This window comes from Microbacterium sp. Ru50 (assembly GCF_002920555.1).
GTDB classification, from domain to species: Bacteria; Actinomycetota; Actinomycetes; order Actinomycetales; family Microbacteriaceae; genus Microbacterium; species Microbacterium arborescens.
The window spans coordinates 139728-153935 of sequence record NZ_PQSV01000001.1 but is presented as its reverse complement, the minus strand read 5'-3'; the positions used below and the strand labels follow the sequence as shown (position 1 = coordinate 153935).

Below are 14208 nucleotides of genomic sequence, written 5' to 3'. Positions count from 1 at the left end.
GGAATAATCGACCCGTCGGGGCGTTGGCCCTGCGGAGTCCGCCCTCGGGTGACGACCGATCTTCCGACCGAGGAGTTGCCCATGGCCGTCGCGCCGTCGTCCACCACAGCATCCACGCCCACCGCGCACCCGGGTGCGCCGACCGTCGTCTCGGCCGAGGCGAACCGGGTCATCTGGCTCCTGCTCGTCGCAGCCTTCGTCGCGATCCTCAACGAGACGACGATGGGCGTCGCGATCCCCCATCTCATCGCCGACTTCCGGATCACGGCCGTGGCGGCGCAATGGCTCACGACCGCGTTCATGCTGACGATGGCCGTCGTCATCCCGATCACCGGCTTCCTGCTGCAACGACTGACCACCCGCGCCGTCTTCACCGCGGCGATGACCCTGTTCTCGACGGGAACGCTCATCGCCGTGCTCGCGCCCGGCTTCGGATTCCTGCTGGTCGCGCGCGTGGTGCAGGCCTCGGGCACGGCGATCATGATGCCCCTGCTCATGACGACGCTGATGACCGTCGTACCGCCGCACGCCCGCGGCCGGATGATGGGACGGGTGAGCATCGTCATGTCGCTCGCCCCGGCGATCGGGCCCACCCTCTCCGGATTCCTCCTCGATACCCTCAGCTGGCGGTGGATCTTCGGCGTCGTCCTTCCCATCGCGCTCGTCTCCCTCGCGATCGGGGTCCGCTGGATCCACAACCTCGGCGAGACCCGACGCGCGCCCCTCGACGTCCTCTCCGTTGTTCTGTCGGCCTTCGGCTTCGGCGGGCTCGTGTTCGGGCTCAGCCAGATCGGCGCCGCGGGCCACGGCGGCGGCGATGCCGAGGCCGCGGTCCCGGCGTCGAACCTGCCGCTCATCATCGCTCTGTCGGTCGGCGTGATCGCCCTCGGCGCCTTCGTCTGGCGGCAGATCGCCCTCCAGCGCAGCGATGACGCACTGCTCGACCTGCGCGTGTTCCGTTCCACGAACTTCTCGCTGTCGGTCGCTCAGCTGGCCGTCATGTCGATGGCCTTCTTCGGCGCCATCACGCTGCTGCCGCTGTACATGCAGAACGTGCTCGGGCTCTCCGCGCTCGAGTCGGGGCTCCTCGTCCTCCCGGGATCGCTCGCGATGGGCATCGCCGGCCCGTTCATCGGGCGCGTCTACGACCGCTGGGGCACGCGCGTGCTCCTCATCCCCGGCGCCGTCATCGTGACCGGCATCCTGTGGAGCTTCACGACCCTCACCGAGAACACGTCGGTGTGGCTGCTGCTGGCGCTGCAGACCACACTCTCGCTGGGCCTGGCGATGTCGTTCACACCACTCTTCACCGCATCCCTCGGTTCGCTGCAGCCCCGGTTCTACTCGTACGGCAGTGCGATCGTCTCCACGGTGCAGCAGGTCGCAGGAGCCGCGGGCATCGCACTGCTCATCACCGTCATGTCCGCCGCGGAGGCGGGAGCGCTCGAACCCGGGACGACGGCCGCGGGCGCCGAGGGCGCACGTGCCGCCTTCCTCGTGGCCGCGATCATCGCGTCGCCGCTGATCATCGGAGCCCTTCTCATCCGCAAGCCGGCCGACAGCCCCGAGGGCGCACCCGCCCCGCACTGAGCCGCCGTCCGGCATCGCCGAACGCGAACGCCGAAGCCGCCGGGTGCATCACGCACCGGCGGCTTCGTCATCGCCTCGAAGCGACGTTCAGGAGGTCGAGCAGCATCCCCCGCCGCAGCACGAGCCTGCGTCGTCGTTGGCGGTGATCAGCAGGTTCTTCTCATCGGGAACCGGCTGCAGGGTCTGAGGCTGAGGCGTGGATGCGGTGGACATATCGCCATCGTAACCCCGCAGAGGACCATGCGTCGCTGAGCCTGTCAAGCGCGTCGCGGCATCCCCCGGCCGAGCGTACCGTCGGATCCATGAGCACTCTCGATGGCAAGAAGATCGCATTCCTGGCAACCGACGGCTTCGAGGACAGCGAGCTGACCTCGCCGTGGCAGGCCGTCTCCGACGCCGGCGCCACCGTCGTCCTCGTCGCTCCGGAATCTGGCGAGATCACCGGCAAGAACGGTCACTCCCAGAAGGTCGACGTGGTCACGTCCGACGCCGAGGCCGATGAATACGACGCGCTCGTCCTCCCCGGCGGCGTCGTCAACGCCGACAACCTCCGACTCGACGCGAACGCCGTCGACTTCACGCGCGCGTTCTTCGAGCAGCACAAGCCCGTCGGCGCCATCTGCCACGCGGCATGGATCCTCGCCGAGGCCGACGTCCTCTCGGGACGCACGCTGACGAGTTTCCCGAGTCTGCGCACCGATCTCGTCAACGCCGGCGCGACCTGGGTCGACGAGGAGGTCGTGGTCGACCAGGGCCTCGTCTCGAGCCGGACGCCCGACGACCTGCCCGCCTTCAACGCGAAGGTCGTCGAAGAGATCGAAGAGGGCGAGCACTCCGGGCAGACCGCCTGAGCCATCCGTCCCGACCGCCGACGCGGCATCCGATCGCCCCCGTGAGCTCACGCTCCGGGGGCGATTGCCACGCGGAGGTGACGGCCCGCGCGGGCGAGGTCGATCGCCTCGTCGAGCCGGGCGAAGGGAAGCGGCGCCGACACGAGGTCGGCGAACGGGTAGCGCCGGGTGCCCGGAGCACGCATGAACGCGACCGCCGCCACGAGATCGGCCGACGTGGGCGCCCCGCCCCGCATCACGAGCTCCCGGGGGTCGGGGCTTGCGGCCATGAAGCGTGCGCTCAGGTCCGTTTCGAGGATGTGCTCGGGCGCCAGCGCGGCCCCGAAGCGCTCGGCCCGGGCCCGGACCCGAGGATCGGCTGAAGCCACCCGTGGCCGGCCGCCGCTCGCGGCGATCATCGCCGCGAGCACGAGTGGATCGGCGCCCGTGCCCGCGACCGTCACGAGGAGATCCTCCGGATCGGCGGCCTCTTCCAGACGTCGCATGATCGCGGCCGCCCGCGCGCCCGCGCCGGGAACGGGCGCCAGGATGCAGGCCGGGAGTGCTTCGCCCACGCGGGCGATCGGCGTGCCCTCGACGAGATGCACATGGGTCGCGAAGCCGCCCACGAGCTCGCGGTGCGCGCCGATGCGCTCATGCGGGCCCACGGCGCTCACGACGCGCTCCCCGAGCTCGAGTGGAATGCCATCCACCGCCGCGACGGTGCCGCCGAGCGCGGCGATCCTGCCGACGAACTCACGACCGAGAACCGTCGGCACCGGGCACTGCTCGTCACCGTCGGTGATGGCGAGGTCGTCCTCGGTGATCGTGACGAGGTCGATGCGCACCAGCACATCTCCCGGTCCCAGCACCACGCCGGGGACGGCGATCGTCTCAGGATCGCGCCCGGGCCCCATCCAGGCGCGGGCCAGCGCAGCAGGACGCAGCAGGACGTCCATCGGTGCTCGGGTCGCCAGTTCCATTCGCGCCCTCTCGCCGGTGGTGACCCCCTCACTGTCGCAAAGGCCACCGTCTGGCGGACGCGGCGGCGCACCCCGTTCCGCGAATGTTCACCGGATGGTGGGCGGACCGCCTCCCCGGGGCCGCGGGTACGCTGGAATCCGGCGCGCGAGTGCCGGAGAGGACCACCATGAGAATCGTCGACTCGGCCGACTGGCGCGATCGCCTCACCTACGAGACGCCCTACCGCGTCGCCGACGTCATGCCGGGTGATCCCGCGCGATGCGCCGCGTGTCCCGCTGATGCCGACGCGTACGACCGCGACCACCTGTGGGCGGTCAAGCACCGTCACCCGACCAACCACGGCGGCTTCGTCCGGTTCTACTGCGAAGCCCACGTGCCCGAACGCAAGCAGCCCGCCGTCGTCGCCGCGCGCACCGCGCCGGCCCGGCGAGCCGCTCCCCGCGCGGCCGCTCCGCGCGCCCCGAAGGCGCCGGCTCCCTCGGATGTCGTGCGGGCGATGTGCCCGGACTGCTTCGTCGAGGTGTCCGCCGCGGGCGAGTGCGGCATCTGCGGCATCCGGATCTGATCGGGTGAACGCGCCGGCCGCCGCGGACTACCCGACCGCACTGTGGTGCCGGTCCCGCCGCGGGTCGGCGCTCTGCACGCGTCCGCGGGGACACGCCGGCCTGCACAATCGCCTGGGCACGTCGCAGATGTGGTCGGATGCTCAAGCAGATCCGCCACGGTGCGCCGGCAGCGGCGAGCCCGCGGAGGCGGCACCCTCGTTGCCCGACGGGTTCCCCTTCGGGCGCGGCATGTGCCCCGTGTGCACCGGATTCGTCGCGCTGGCCGACGGTCGTCTGGAACGTCACGACGCCTTCCGCGGAACGACGGATGCCGCCGAGGGCGAGGCGCGGGCGCAGTGGTTCAATACCGTCGGGTGGAACTGACCGCCCGCGCGGCGGAGCGGTGACCCCTCAGGCGCTCGCCTCGTCGTCTCGCCAGGGCAGGTTGAGGTCCTCGGCCGGCACGTCGACGTCTCCGACGTCGTCAGGACCACCCGTGCCGGGACGAGCCCGGACGAGGTCGTCGTCGACGTCCTCATCGGGGCTGGTCGGCGCCTCGTCCTGCTTCTCGCGGGTCTCGGTGTCGCTCGCCGGGCTGTAGCGCATGTCCTTGCGGACGGCCTCCGGCTCGGAGAGCGGTTCCTGGTCGGTCGCCGGGTCCTGCTGGCTCATCACGTCTCCCTCGCTGTCGGCGCGTCGACTCGACGCTCCCGACCACGGTAGGCAGCGCCGCTGATCGCGTCAGGCGCGTTGACCAGCCGAGAGCATCGTGCGATGATCCCGGCCGACTCGGGCAGTATCCGATGATCACCGTCCGCGCAAGTGCGAGGTGCCGGATGCGGTTACCCGACACAGTGTTGCCATGAGACGAATCACGTACGCGGGCGACACGGTGATCACGACGGATGACGTTGCGGAGGCACTGGTCGAGCTCACCGCCGCCGTGGCCAATTATGGCCGTGCGGAGGCCGTGCGGATTCCGATCGTGCTCGAGCCGAGCGGCCGCGTCGATGAGGCCGAACTCGTGATCGGCGTCGGCAACGACGTGCTGTCCGCCCCCGTCGAGTGGGACGCCGATGAACCGGACTTCTCCGAGGGCGCGGACGATCTGCGCGCGCACGAGAGCTACCCCCGGCGGGCGGAGGGCGCCCACCTCTACGCCGTCGACGACGAGCCTCCCGCGCAGTGGGACCCCGACCTCGAGGGATTCCGCGACGCCTGACCTTTCGCGTCACACTGCCGCCGACCGTGCGGCACGGGCGCGCTCGATGGCGTAGCGTGGCCGATCGTGCGAGCGACGGTCATGGACAGCATCCGCGGGCCGGTGACGGTTCGCGAGGTGGCCGATCCGAACGTCCCCGCCGACGGCGTGGTGGTGTCGGTGCGCGCCACCGGGCTTTGTCGAAGCGACTGGCACGCCTGGGCAGGTCATGACGACATCGCCCTGCCGCACACCCCGGGACACGAGTTCTCGGGCGTCATCTCCGAGGTCGGTTCCGACGTCGAGGGCTGGCTGGTGGGTGATCGCGTCACGACGCCGTTCGTCATCGGCTGCGGTCGATGCGAGTGGTGCTCCCGCGGCGATGCTCAGGTCTGCCCCCACCAGCAGCAGCCCGGTTTCACCTACGCCGGCTCGTTCGCCGAGCGGGTTATCGTGCCGGCCGCCGACGTCAACCTCGTCGGCATCCCCGACGGCGTCTCGTTCGAAGCTGCGGCGGCGCTCGGATGCCGCTTCGCTACGGCCTACCGCGCGTTGATCGCCCGCGCAGCCCTGAGCGGCGGCGAGTGGATCACCATCGTCGGCGCAGGCGGCGTCGGTCTCAGCGCGGTGATGATCGCGCGGGCTTTGGGCGCGCGCGTCATCGCGGTCGACCGCTCGGACGCCGCTTTGCTGACCGCCTCCGAGGTCGGGGCGGAGCACGTCGTCGCCGCCGACGGGCGCGACGTGCCGGCGATCGTCCACGAGCTGACGGGCGGGGGCAGCCACGTCTCGGTCGATGCGGTGGGCAGCGAGCAGACCGCATCCGATGCGATTCTGAGCCTTCGTCGCCGAGGGCGTCACGTGCAGATCGGGCTGCTGCCCTCGGCATCCGGTCGCAGCGCCGCTCCCCTGGCTCGCGTCATCGCGTGGGAACTCGACCTGCTCGGGAGTCACGGCATGGCGGCGGTGGACTACCCCGGGATGATGGCGCTGATCGGCGACGGCAGCCTGCGCCCGCAGGACCTCGTGCAGCGGGTGGTCGGGCTGGAGGAAGGTGCCCGATTGCTGCCCGAAATGGGCAGTGCGCCCGCCGCGGGCATGACGATGATCGACCCTCAGCTGGTCTGAACTGCGCGAGACGCGAAGACCCCGCCCGGACGCGGTGGTCACGGGGCGGGGTCTTCGGGGCGGGTCTCCCCGGCCGCGGCTCGGCGCTTGGCCGGCCCTGGGGGTCCGTCAGCCCTGCGGCTTGCGGTTCTCGGCGCTGACCATCCAGGCGAGCTGCTCGAGGCGCTCGAGGATCGAGTGCAGGATGTCGGCGGTCGTGGGGTCTTCCTCGTCGACCTCGTCGTGCACGTCGCGGCAGGTTCCGATCGTCGCCTCCAGGCGCTCGGTGATGAGGTCGATGACCTCGGCGGTGTCGATCTCGCCCTGCGGGAACTCGGGCAGCGTCGTCGTCTCGGCGACGGTGTCGCTGCGGCCGTCCGGCAGGGCGTGGAGCGCACGCATGCGCTCGGCGACCGTGTCGGCGAACTCGCGCGCGGCATCGATGATCTCGTCGAGCTGCAGGTGGGTGTCGCGGAAGTTGCGTCCGACGACGTTCCAGTGCGCCTGCTTGCCCTGAAGCGACAGCTCGATGAGGTCGACGAGCACCTTCTGGGTGTTCTCGCTGAGCTTCTGCGAAGCGCGGAAGCCGCTCTCGGCGTTCTGCTCGTTCGTCAGACCGGCGCCGGCGGCGCGGCGCTTGTTACGCGTGGTGGTGGTGTTCGTGGCCATAGTGTTGCCTCCTCGAGTCGAGATGACATCCACGCTAGGCAGGGTCGCAGCGCGGTGCCCACCGGTTGATGGAACGTGCGGGGGCTGGTAACGGGGTGGGGTTGGTCTGCACCGCGTTGTCGTCCGTCAGGTGTCGGAATCGGTCTCGCTCTGCCGCATCTGCTGTCGCACGATCAAGACGAAGCTCGAGATCATGCTCAACACGAAGATGACGAACCCCGCGATTCGCCAGCCTCCGTCCGCAACGAACGCGAAGGATATCGAAACGCCCCACAGCGCGAGGGCGACGATCAGCATGACGAGTGGTCGGCGCGGCCATCGGTTCATGGGCCGATGCTCTCAGCCCCTAGGTCGAACCGCTACAGATGTTCTCCGATCCGGGAGTACGGCCTAAACGTTGAAGCGGAACTCCACGACGTCGCCGTCCTGCATGACGTAGTCCTTGCCCTCCAGGCGCGCCTTGCCCTTCGCGCGAGCCTCGGCGACCGAGCCGGTCGCGACGAGGTCCTCGAACGAGATGACCTCGGCCTTGATGAAGCCCTTCTCGAAGTCGGTGTGGATCACTCCGGCGGCCTGCGGAGCCTTCCAGCCCTTGCCGATCGTCCAGGCGCGCGCTTCCTTCGGGCCCGCGGTGAGGTAGGTCTGCAGGCCCAGCGTGTCGAAGCCGATGCGAGCGAGCTGGTCGAGACCCGACTCGTCCTGACCGGTCGAGGCGAGCAGCTCGGCGGCTTCCTCGGGATCGAGGTCGATGAGCTCCGACTCGATCTTCGCGTCGAGGAACACCGCCTGCGCGGGCGCGACGAGAGCGGCGAGCTCCGCCTTGCGTGCCTCATCCGTAAGCACGGCCTCGTCGACGTTGAAGACGAAGATGAAGGGCTTGGCGGTCAACAGGCCGAGCTCCTTGATGGGCGCGAGGTCGATGCCCGATCCCGACAGCAGCTCGCCACGCTGCAGGGCGTCCTGCGCAGCCTTTGCGGCCTCGAGCACGGAGGGGTCGAGCTTCTTGCCGCGAACCTCCTTCTCGTAGCGGGTGATCGCCTTCTCGAGGGTCTGGAGATCGGCGAGCTGCAGCTCGGCGTTGATCGTCTCCATGTCGTTCTGCGGGTTCACGGCACCCTCGACGTGCACGACGTCGTCGTCGGCGAAGCCGCGGACGACCTGCGCGATCGCGTCGGCCTCGCGGATGTTCGCCAGGAACTGGTTGCCCAGCCCCTCACCCTCCGACGCACCGCGCACGATCCCGGCGATGTCGACGAACGACACCGCGGCGGGGAGGATGCGCTCGGAGTGGAAGATCTCGGCCAGCACCTTCAGGCGCGGGTCGGGGAGGTTCACCACGCCGACGTTCGGCTCGATCGTCGCGAACGGGTAGTTAGCCGCGAGAACCTGATTCTTGGTCAGGGCGTTGAAGAGGGTCGACTTGCCGACGTTGGGCAGTCCTACGATTCCGATGGTGAGAGCCACGGGCATCCAGTCTACGTGGCCCGCCGACATCGCCTCCGACCGATCCGGATCGCCCGGCTCGGCGGCGCGCCTCCCTCCCCGCGCTCCGAACGCGGGTGACGCTTGTGCCGTGGCACTGGACTTCACCGCGATCGACTTCGAGACGGCGAACTCCTCCAGTGCATCCGCATGCTCGGTCGGACTCGTCCGCGTCCGCGACGGCGAGGTCGTCGCATCCGACGGCTGGCTGATCCGGCCGCCCTCCGGCCACGACCGCTTCTTCGACATCAACGTCTCCATCCACGGCATCACCGCCGACGCGGTGGAGGATGCCCCCGGCTGGGTAGCGCAACTCCCCCGTCTCCTCGAGTTCATCGGAGACGACGTGCTCGTCGCCCACAACGCGGGTTTCGACATGGCGGTGCTGCGTCGAGCCTGCGAGGCGACGGATGCCGCACTCCCCGCGATCCGCTCGGTGTGCAGCGTGCAGCTGGCACGCAAGACGTACCAGCTCGATTCCTACCGGCTGCCGCTCGTGGCCGCTGCTGTCGGGTTCCTCGACTTCGCGCACCACGACGCCCTGGCGGACGCACTCGCGTGCGCACACATCACCATCGACGCGGCTCGTCGGGCCGGCGCGCACGATCTCGTCGAACTCGCGATGCTTCTGGGGGTGCGCGTGCCCGAGCACGAGCCGATCGGGGCTTCGCTCCTCAGCCCGGCCTGACGGAGTCGCTGGTCGTTCGCGGGCCTGTGGAAGGTTCCGGCACGATGTCGGAGGTCCATGACATGATTCGAACATGTATTCGAATGGCGGGCTCGGTAGCGGGATGGGCAGTGACGGCGACGTCGACGTCCTCGCTCAGCTAGTCGCGGATGCCGAGGGCATAGCGGATGCCGCACGCGCGGCACAGGTCCGGGAGGTTCGTCTCCTCGCTGCCGCCGGCCAGCTGGCCGAGTCCCAGTCCGCGGGAGCACCGGAGAAGGTCAAGGCGCGCGAGATGGCTCTGCGCGGCATCGCGGCGGAGCTGGCCGGTGTGTTCGTCGCGACCGACCGGACGCTGCAGCGCCGCATCGACGAGGCCCGAGATCTGGTCGAGAACTACCCGTTGACAATGGCGGCCTGGGAGGCCGGACGAATCGTCCGTGGGCATGTGCGGGTGATTCAGGAGGTCGGATGCCTCGTGCCCGTGGCGGATCGGGCTGAGTTCGAACGCGTCGCGATCGAACGGTGCGAGGGCGAAACCCCGAACCGGGTGCGGGATGCGCTGCAGATGATCGCCGAGCGGATGCACCCGCGGACCTTCACCGAGCGACATGAAGAAGCCGCGGCGGGGCGGTGCGTACGGGTGCAGGCAGGCGCGGACGGGATGTCGGACCTGATCGCGACACTGCCGACCGTCATCGCCGACGGGATCGTCGACCGGCTCACCCGACAGGCCCGGGAGATCATCAACACGCGGACGCAGGCCGACGCGGCGTCCGGTGGCGCTGGCGCTCGAGCCGACGCGCCTGACGCACGAGCCGACGCCAACGGTGGCGGTCCCGATGCCGACACGACGATCCGCGACGGGTCGTCGTTCATCGACGACGCGCGCACCATCGACCAGGTCCGCGCCGACGTGCTCAGTGACCTCCTCCTCGCCGGCACACCCGCCCTCGACCCCACCGGCGCCGGTGACGGCGACGGAACGCTGGGAGCGATCCGGGCGCACGTGCAGGTCGCCGTCTCCGCCCTCACACTGATGAGGCAAGACGACGGGCCCGCCGATCTCGCCGGCCGCTCCCCCATCGACGCGAACACTGCACGCGAACTCGCCGGCAACGCCACCTCCTGGGACCGGTTGCTCACCCACCCGATCACCGGAACCGTCCTCGAATGCGACACCTACCGGCCCACGAGCGCGATGGTGCGACTGCTACGGGCCCGCGATCGGCACTGCCGGTTCCCCGGATGCCGACAACCCGCCATCCGCTGCGAACTGGACCACACCATCGCCGCGTCCGACGGTGGGGCGACGCACGTGTGCAACCTCGCCAACCTCTGCAAGAGGCATCACGACGTCAAACACCACACCAGATGGCACGTCAGACAACTCCCGGGCGGGCGGCTCGTGTGGACCTCACCCACCGGGCGGGTCTACCGCGAAGACGCACCACCACCACTCGTCGCCTTCGCCGTCGCCGAGCCACCCGACACAGGACCACCGCCGTTCTGACCAGTCGGCCGTTCGGTCGGCGCTGGCCGCGGGATCAGCGTGCACGGGACGCGGGTTCGGCTTGCGCTTGCTCGCGGAGTCGGACGGGCGCGGCTCCCCGCTTCGCCAATGGGGCGGCCGGTTCAGCGTGCACAGACCGACCCGACGGGAGGCTCCACAGTTCTGACGAGTCCACGGTGAGGCCGGCACTGGTCGCTGGCTCGGCGCGGTCGGGTCGTGGGCTCCGCGCCGACGCCGGGCGCGTGGGTGCGGAACTACGCACTGCCACCCGGCGACGCCTGCGCGCGCGGCCACGGAGCCCACCCGTCGGGTAAGTCGCGCAGCACCTCGCGTGCCTTCGAGACCCGCTCTGGCGGAAAACCGTCCGCGCGCGATTCGCCGGACCTGCCGCCCTCGGGGAAGGTGAACGCGTGACGCACCGGAAGCTCGGCACCGGGCACGATGGCCTCGCGGAAGTTTCCGGTCACGACGGCGAACACGTGCTGCTCGAGATCAGTAGCGACGGCCTCCCACTCCTCGTCGCAGGCATCGCAGCCGCAGTGCGGGTAACGGGCGTCGTGCAGGAGTCCAGAGTGCACCGAGATGCCCGGATAGGCGTCGAAGACGACAGTCACGGCCGCGCACCGCGGATCGGTCGGGCGGAGGCGCACGGCTCGCAGGACGTCGGAGAAGCTCGGTCTGTTCAGATCGCCGGCGACCGCGACGCCCTCGTCCACCACGACGTCGTACGCGGTACGCAGGTGAGCGACGAGCGCATCGCCGACAGCATGCAGCGGCGCGAAGCGCTCCGGATGCGTGTCGACCGAATAGGTCTCTTCTGGAGGCGATCCCGGCCAGCGTCTGCCGTACTCGATGACCGCGCCGTCGGCATCGCGGAACACCGGCGCGTCGACGGTCGGGCGCACGTAGCCGTTCATACCGACATCCTCGCTCACCGGCACGCTTCCGGCACGCGCGCGCCGCGCCGCGCAACCCGCCTCCGGGCGATGTCGGAGGCACCCGGCATCCTGGACACATGGACGCCGCTCTCGTCTTCATCCTCATCGTCGTCGCCGCGATCGCCGCCGCGGCCGGCTGGTTCGCTGGCTCCGTTCGCGCCTCACGCGACGGAGCAGCCGACCGCGCTCGGCTCGAAGCGCGCGCTGCGGTCGCGGAGGCCGAGCGTGACGCCCACGCCGAGCAACTGGAACGACAGCGCGAGCTGCAGCGCGAGCTCGGCACGCAGGCTCGGCTCGATCAGGCCGCTCGCGACGAACGCGAACGCCGCGAGCAGGCCGTGCTGCGTGCGCTCGCCCCGGTCCAGGAGTCGCTGCAGGCGATGCAGGCGAAGGTCGAGCTGCTTGAGCGCGAACGCAGCGAGCAGTTCGGCTCGGTCGCAGAGCAGCTGCGGCTCGGGCGCGAGACCGACGAGGCGCTCCGATCGACGACGGAATCGCTCGCCGGCGCCCTGCGGTCGAGCGCCGCACGCGGCGTCTGGGGCGAGACGCAGCTCCGACGCATCGTCGAGTCCGCCGGGCTCACGCGCTACGTCGACTTCGAACTGCAGTCCAGCATCTCCTCCGACAGCGGAGCCGGACGCCCCGACCTGGTCGTGCGCCTCCCCGGCGACAAGGCGCTCGCGGTCGATGCGAAGGTGCCGCTCGACTCCTACCTCGAGGCGAGCGCGATCCCCGTCACCGCGCAGGGTGAGGAGGCCCGGCGCCGCAAGACGCTGCTGACGGCGCACGTCAAGGCGGTCCGCGCCCACGTCGATGCGCTCGCGAAGAAGGCCTACTGGCAGGGTCTCAGCTCGAGTCCCGAGTTCGTGGTCTGCTTCATCCCCAGCGAATCACTCCTCGCCGCGGCTCTCGACGAAGACCCGGCGCTGCTCGACTACGCGTTCAGCCGGCGCGTCGCCCTCGCCTCGCCGGTGAACCTGTGGGCTGTGCTCAAGACGGTGGCGTACACGTGGACTCAGCAGGATGTCTCCGACGAGGCCCGGCGCCTGTTCGACCTCGGCAACGAGCTGTACCAGCGGCTCGGCGGCCTCGCGTCACACGCGAACGACCTGCGGCGAGCGATCGAGCGAACGGTCGAGTCCTACAACAAGTTCGTGGGCACGCTCGAGAGCAGGGTGCTCGTGACGGCGCGGAAGTTCCCGGGAATCGACGAGACACGGCTCGAGGCGACGAGTGCGCCGAGTCCGATCGAGGCATCGACGAGGATGACGACAGCCCCCGAGCTGCTCAGCGCGGACGTCGGGGAGCTTCGTGAGCGGCTGTGACGCCGCCGTAGAGGGTGTGAAAGAGCGGGGCTCGCGGGTCAGGCCGGGAACATGTTGACGAGGCCGACGACGGCGACCGAGACCGCGACGAAAGCGCCGATCATCCACCAGGCGCTCATCTGGTGCCCCTCCGGGTGGCGCCGGCGCAGCAGAACGTCCGGACGTCGCGCGGGGTCGATCGTCACCGCGACCTGACCGGTCGGCGGGTTGTTTGCTGTCATCGACATGGTTCTCCCGGGTGCTGACATGAGGGTGGTCATCGCCGTTGATACCGCTGCCCATTGTGACAGAGCCTCGCTGGGAGCATCAGTGGTTGACACGCAGTCGTGTCGTGATAGTTACCCGCCCCGTGTCAGAGCCACTTCGAGGTGAGGTGCTCCGAGGTGATCCGACGCAGCGTCCCCGAAGCGCCGCGCAGCACGACGCTCTCGGTGTAGACGTAATCGCCCTCCCGCCGAACACCCCCGACGAGCTCACCGTTGGTCACGCCCGTCGCGACGAAGATCGTGTTCTTGCCCCGCACCAGGTCGTCCGCTTCATACACGTGGCCGTCGAGGCTGAGTCCCGCGTCGATGCCACGCTGCTTCTCGTCGTCGTCGCGGGCCCAGAGCCGCCCCTGGATGTGGCCGCCGAGGGCCTTGATCGCGCATGCCGTGACGATGCCCTCCGGGCTGCCCCCGATGCCCACGCACATGTCGGTGCGCGCGTTGTGCCGCGCCGCGTTGATCCCGCCCGCGACGTCACCATCGCTCATGAGTCGCGTACCCGCGCCGGCATCCCGGATCTCCTGGATCAGCTGCGCGTGACGCGGGCGATTGAGGACCGAGACCACCAGCTCATCGACCGGCTTCCCGAGAGCCTTCGCGAGTCGCCGGATGTTCTCGGCGATCGGCAGCCGGATGTCGACGACGCCGACACCCGCCGGGCCGGTGACGAGCTTGTCCATGTAGAACACCGACGAGGCATCGAGCATCGCGCCCCGGTCGGCCACCGCGATGACCGAGAGCGCGTTGTTCCGTCCCTCCGCGGTGAGAGTGGTCCCGTCGATCGGGTCGACGGCGATGTCGGCCTGTGGCCCGCGACCGGTGCCGACCTTCTCGCCGTTGAACAGCATGGGAGCGGCATCCTTCTCGCCCTCACCGATGACGATCACGCCGTCGAAGTTCACGGTGGTGAGGAACGCGCGCATCGCATCGACCGCCGCCCCATCGGCGAGCTCCTTCTGCCCGCGGCCGATGAACGGCACCGAACGGATCGCCGCCGCCTCGGTCGCGCGCACGAGCTCGAGCGCGAGGTTTCGATCGGGATGCAGCGGACTCATGTCGGCGGTCAAACTCACCATGGGGCACAGCATAGG

At 69.9% G+C, this 14208-nt stretch carries 18 protein-coding genes; 9 read left to right on the top strand and 9 right to left on the bottom strand.

The window, feature by feature from the left end; all coding sequences use genetic code 11:
- Window positions 1-81: 81 nt before the first annotated feature.
- Window positions 82-1590, top strand: a complete 1509-nt coding sequence (locus C3481_RS00680) for a DHA2 family efflux MFS transporter permease subunit (protein ID WP_023950464.1) — start codon at window positions 82-84, stop codon at window positions 1588-1590.
- A gap of 87 nt (window positions 1591-1677) precedes the next feature.
- On the opposite strand, the gene C3481_RS16685 is transcribed toward C3481_RS00680, so the two are convergent.
- Window positions 1678-1803, bottom strand: a complete 126-nt coding sequence (locus tag C3481_RS16685) for a hypothetical protein (RefSeq protein ID WP_256977771.1) — start codon at window positions 1801-1803, stop codon at window positions 1678-1680.
- 89 nt (window positions 1804-1892) lie between these two features.
- Between C3481_RS16685 and C3481_RS00675 the strand changes: the two genes are divergently transcribed.
- Window positions 1893-2441: a type 1 glutamine amidotransferase domain-containing protein gene (locus C3481_RS00675; protein ID WP_023950462.1), complete on the top strand. Its 549-nt coding sequence runs from the start codon at window positions 1893-1895 to the stop codon at window positions 2439-2441.
- A gap of 47 nt (window positions 2442-2488) precedes the next feature.
- Here the strand turns inward: C3481_RS00675 and C3481_RS00670 are convergent, their stop codons facing one another.
- On the bottom strand, window positions 2489-3403 hold the full coding sequence (locus C3481_RS00670; protein ID WP_103840422.1) for an alcohol dehydrogenase catalytic domain-containing protein: 915 nt from the start codon (window positions 3401-3403) through the stop codon (window positions 2489-2491).
- Window positions 3404-3570: 167 nt separating this feature from the next.
- Between C3481_RS00670 and C3481_RS00665 the strand changes: the two genes are divergently transcribed.
- Window positions 3571-3969, top strand: coding sequence for a glucose-6-phosphate dehydrogenase (locus C3481_RS00665; protein ID WP_103840420.1), 399 nt, complete (start codon window positions 3571-3573; stop codon window positions 3967-3969).
- Window positions 3970-3973: 4 nt separating this feature from the next.
- The gene (locus C3481_RS00660) at window positions 3974-4333 is read left to right on the top strand and encodes a hypothetical protein (RefSeq protein ID WP_258038987.1); all 360 of its coding nucleotides are present in this window, start codon (window positions 3974-3976) and stop codon (window positions 4331-4333) included.
- A 27-nt stretch (window positions 4334-4360) separates the two neighbouring features.
- On the opposite strand, the gene C3481_RS00655 is transcribed toward C3481_RS00660, so the two are convergent.
- The gene (locus C3481_RS00655; RefSeq protein WP_064956499.1) at window positions 4361-4621 is read right to left on the bottom strand and encodes a hypothetical protein; all 261 of its coding nucleotides are present in this window, start codon (window positions 4619-4621) and stop codon (window positions 4361-4363) included.
- Between the two features lie 190 nt (window positions 4622-4811).
- On the opposite strand from C3481_RS00655, the gene C3481_RS00650 reads away from it, so the two are divergent.
- The gene (locus C3481_RS00650) at window positions 4812-5171 is read left to right on the top strand and encodes a hypothetical protein (RefSeq protein WP_088380005.1); all 360 of its coding nucleotides are present in this window, start codon (window positions 4812-4814) and stop codon (window positions 5169-5171) included.
- Window positions 5172-5237: 66 nt separating this feature from the next.
- Window positions 5238-6278, top strand: coding sequence for a zinc-dependent alcohol dehydrogenase family protein (locus tag C3481_RS00645; RefSeq protein ID WP_103840418.1), 1041 nt, complete (start codon window positions 5238-5240; stop codon window positions 6276-6278).
- A 108-nt stretch (window positions 6279-6386) separates the two neighbouring features.
- Here the strand turns inward: C3481_RS00645 and C3481_RS00640 are convergent, their stop codons facing one another.
- The 3 genes from C3481_RS00640 to ychF form a co-directional block, all read right to left on the bottom strand.
- Window positions 6387-6926: a Dps family protein gene (locus C3481_RS00640; protein ID WP_023950448.1), complete on the bottom strand. Its 540-nt coding sequence runs from the start codon at window positions 6924-6926 to the stop codon at window positions 6387-6389.
- A 126-nt stretch (window positions 6927-7052) separates the two neighbouring features.
- Complete coding sequence (locus tag C3481_RS16390; protein ID WP_146053609.1) at window positions 7053-7253, bottom strand: hypothetical protein; 201 nt, start codon at window positions 7251-7253, stop codon at window positions 7053-7055.
- Window positions 7254-7316: 63 nt separating this feature from the next.
- Window positions 7317-8390, bottom strand: coding sequence for a redox-regulated ATPase YchF (gene ychF / locus C3481_RS00635; RefSeq protein ID WP_103840416.1), 1074 nt, complete (start codon window positions 8388-8390; stop codon window positions 7317-7319).
- 109 nt (window positions 8391-8499) lie between these two features.
- Here ychF and C3481_RS00630 point away from each other — a divergent pair, with 109 nt between their 5' ends.
- Together C3481_RS00630 and C3481_RS00625 are read left to right on the top strand one after the other, a co-directional pair.
- Complete coding sequence (locus tag C3481_RS00630; RefSeq protein ID WP_103840414.1) at window positions 8500-9096, top strand: exonuclease domain-containing protein; 597 nt, start codon at window positions 8500-8502, stop codon at window positions 9094-9096.
- A 73-nt stretch (window positions 9097-9169) separates the two neighbouring features.
- Window positions 9170-10588: an HNH endonuclease signature motif containing protein gene (locus tag C3481_RS00625; protein WP_258038986.1), complete on the top strand. Its 1419-nt coding sequence runs from the start codon at window positions 9170-9172 to the stop codon at window positions 10586-10588.
- Between the two features lie 254 nt (window positions 10589-10842).
- On the opposite strand, the gene C3481_RS00620 is transcribed toward C3481_RS00625, so the two are convergent.
- A complete protein-coding gene (locus tag C3481_RS00620) occupies window positions 10843-11505 on the bottom strand; it encodes a DUF6226 family protein (RefSeq protein ID WP_103840410.1) in 663 nt (220 codons plus the stop codon).
- 98 nt (window positions 11506-11603) lie between these two features.
- Here C3481_RS00620 and rmuC point away from each other — a divergent pair, with 98 nt between their 5' ends.
- Window positions 11604-12851: a DNA recombination protein RmuC gene (gene rmuC, locus C3481_RS00615; protein WP_103840408.1), complete on the top strand. Its 1248-nt coding sequence runs from the start codon at window positions 11604-11606 to the stop codon at window positions 12849-12851.
- 38 nt (window positions 12852-12889) lie between these two features.
- Here the strand turns inward: rmuC and C3481_RS00610 are convergent, their stop codons facing one another.
- Together C3481_RS00610 and glpX are read right to left on the bottom strand one after the other, a co-directional pair.
- Window positions 12890-13072, bottom strand: a complete 183-nt coding sequence (locus C3481_RS00610) for a hypothetical protein (RefSeq protein WP_023950432.1) — start codon at window positions 13070-13072, stop codon at window positions 12890-12892.
- A 131-nt stretch (window positions 13073-13203) separates the two neighbouring features.
- Window positions 13204-14193 carry a class II fructose-bisphosphatase gene (gene glpX, locus C3481_RS00605; RefSeq protein WP_036304839.1) on the bottom strand — a complete coding sequence of 330 codons (990 nt, stop codon included), beginning with the start codon at window positions 14191-14193 and terminating at the stop codon, window positions 13204-13206.
- Window positions 14194-14208 lie beyond the last annotated feature (15 nt).

What these genes read in the sequence shown, in the direction of transcription:
- C3481_RS00655 (WP_064956499.1), bottom strand. Translation starts at nt 4,621, where the DNA reads ATGAGCCAGCAGGACCCGGCGACCGACCAGGAACCGCTCTCCGAGCCG.
- glpX (WP_036304839.1), bottom strand. Translation starts at nt 14,193, where the DNA reads ATGGTGAGTTTGACCGCCGACATGAGTCCGCTGCATCCCGATCGAAAC.
- C3481_RS00640 (WP_023950448.1), bottom strand. Translation starts at nt 6,926, where the DNA reads ATGGCCACGAACACCACCACCACGCGTAACAAGCGCCGCGCCGCCGGC.
- C3481_RS16390 (WP_146053609.1), bottom strand. Translation starts at nt 7,253, where the DNA reads ATGAACCGATGGCCGCGCCGACCACTCGTCATGCTGATCGTCGCCCTC.
- C3481_RS00675 (WP_023950462.1), top strand. Translation starts at nt 1,893, where the DNA reads ATGAGCACTCTCGATGGCAAGAAGATCGCATTCCTGGCAACCGACGGC.
- C3481_RS00670 (WP_103840422.1), bottom strand. Translation starts at nt 3,403, where the DNA reads ATGGAACTGGCGACCCGAGCACCGATGGACGTCCTGCTGCGTCCTGCT.
- C3481_RS00625 (WP_258038986.1), top strand. Translation starts at nt 9,170, where the DNA reads ATGTATTCGAATGGCGGGCTCGGTAGCGGGATGGGCAGTGACGGCGAC.
- C3481_RS00610 (WP_023950432.1), bottom strand. Translation starts at nt 13,072, where the DNA reads ATGACAGCAAACAACCCGCCGACCGGTCAGGTCGCGGTGACGATCGAC.
- C3481_RS00680 (WP_023950464.1), top strand. Translation starts at nt 82, where the DNA reads ATGGCCGTCGCGCCGTCGTCCACCACAGCATCCACGCCCACCGCGCAC.
- rmuC (WP_103840408.1), top strand. Translation starts at nt 11,604, where the DNA reads ATGGACGCCGCTCTCGTCTTCATCCTCATCGTCGTCGCCGCGATCGCC.
- C3481_RS00650 (WP_088380005.1), top strand. Translation starts at nt 4,812, where the DNA reads ATGAGACGAATCACGTACGCGGGCGACACGGTGATCACGACGGATGAC.
- C3481_RS16685 (WP_256977771.1), bottom strand. Translation starts at nt 1,803, where the DNA reads ATGTCCACCGCATCCACGCCTCAGCCTCAGACCCTGCAGCCGGTTCCC.
- C3481_RS00620 (WP_103840410.1), bottom strand. Translation starts at nt 11,505, where the DNA reads ATGAACGGCTACGTGCGCCCGACCGTCGACGCGCCGGTGTTCCGCGAT.
- C3481_RS00665 (WP_103840420.1), top strand. Translation starts at nt 3,571, where the DNA reads ATGAGAATCGTCGACTCGGCCGACTGGCGCGATCGCCTCACCTACGAG.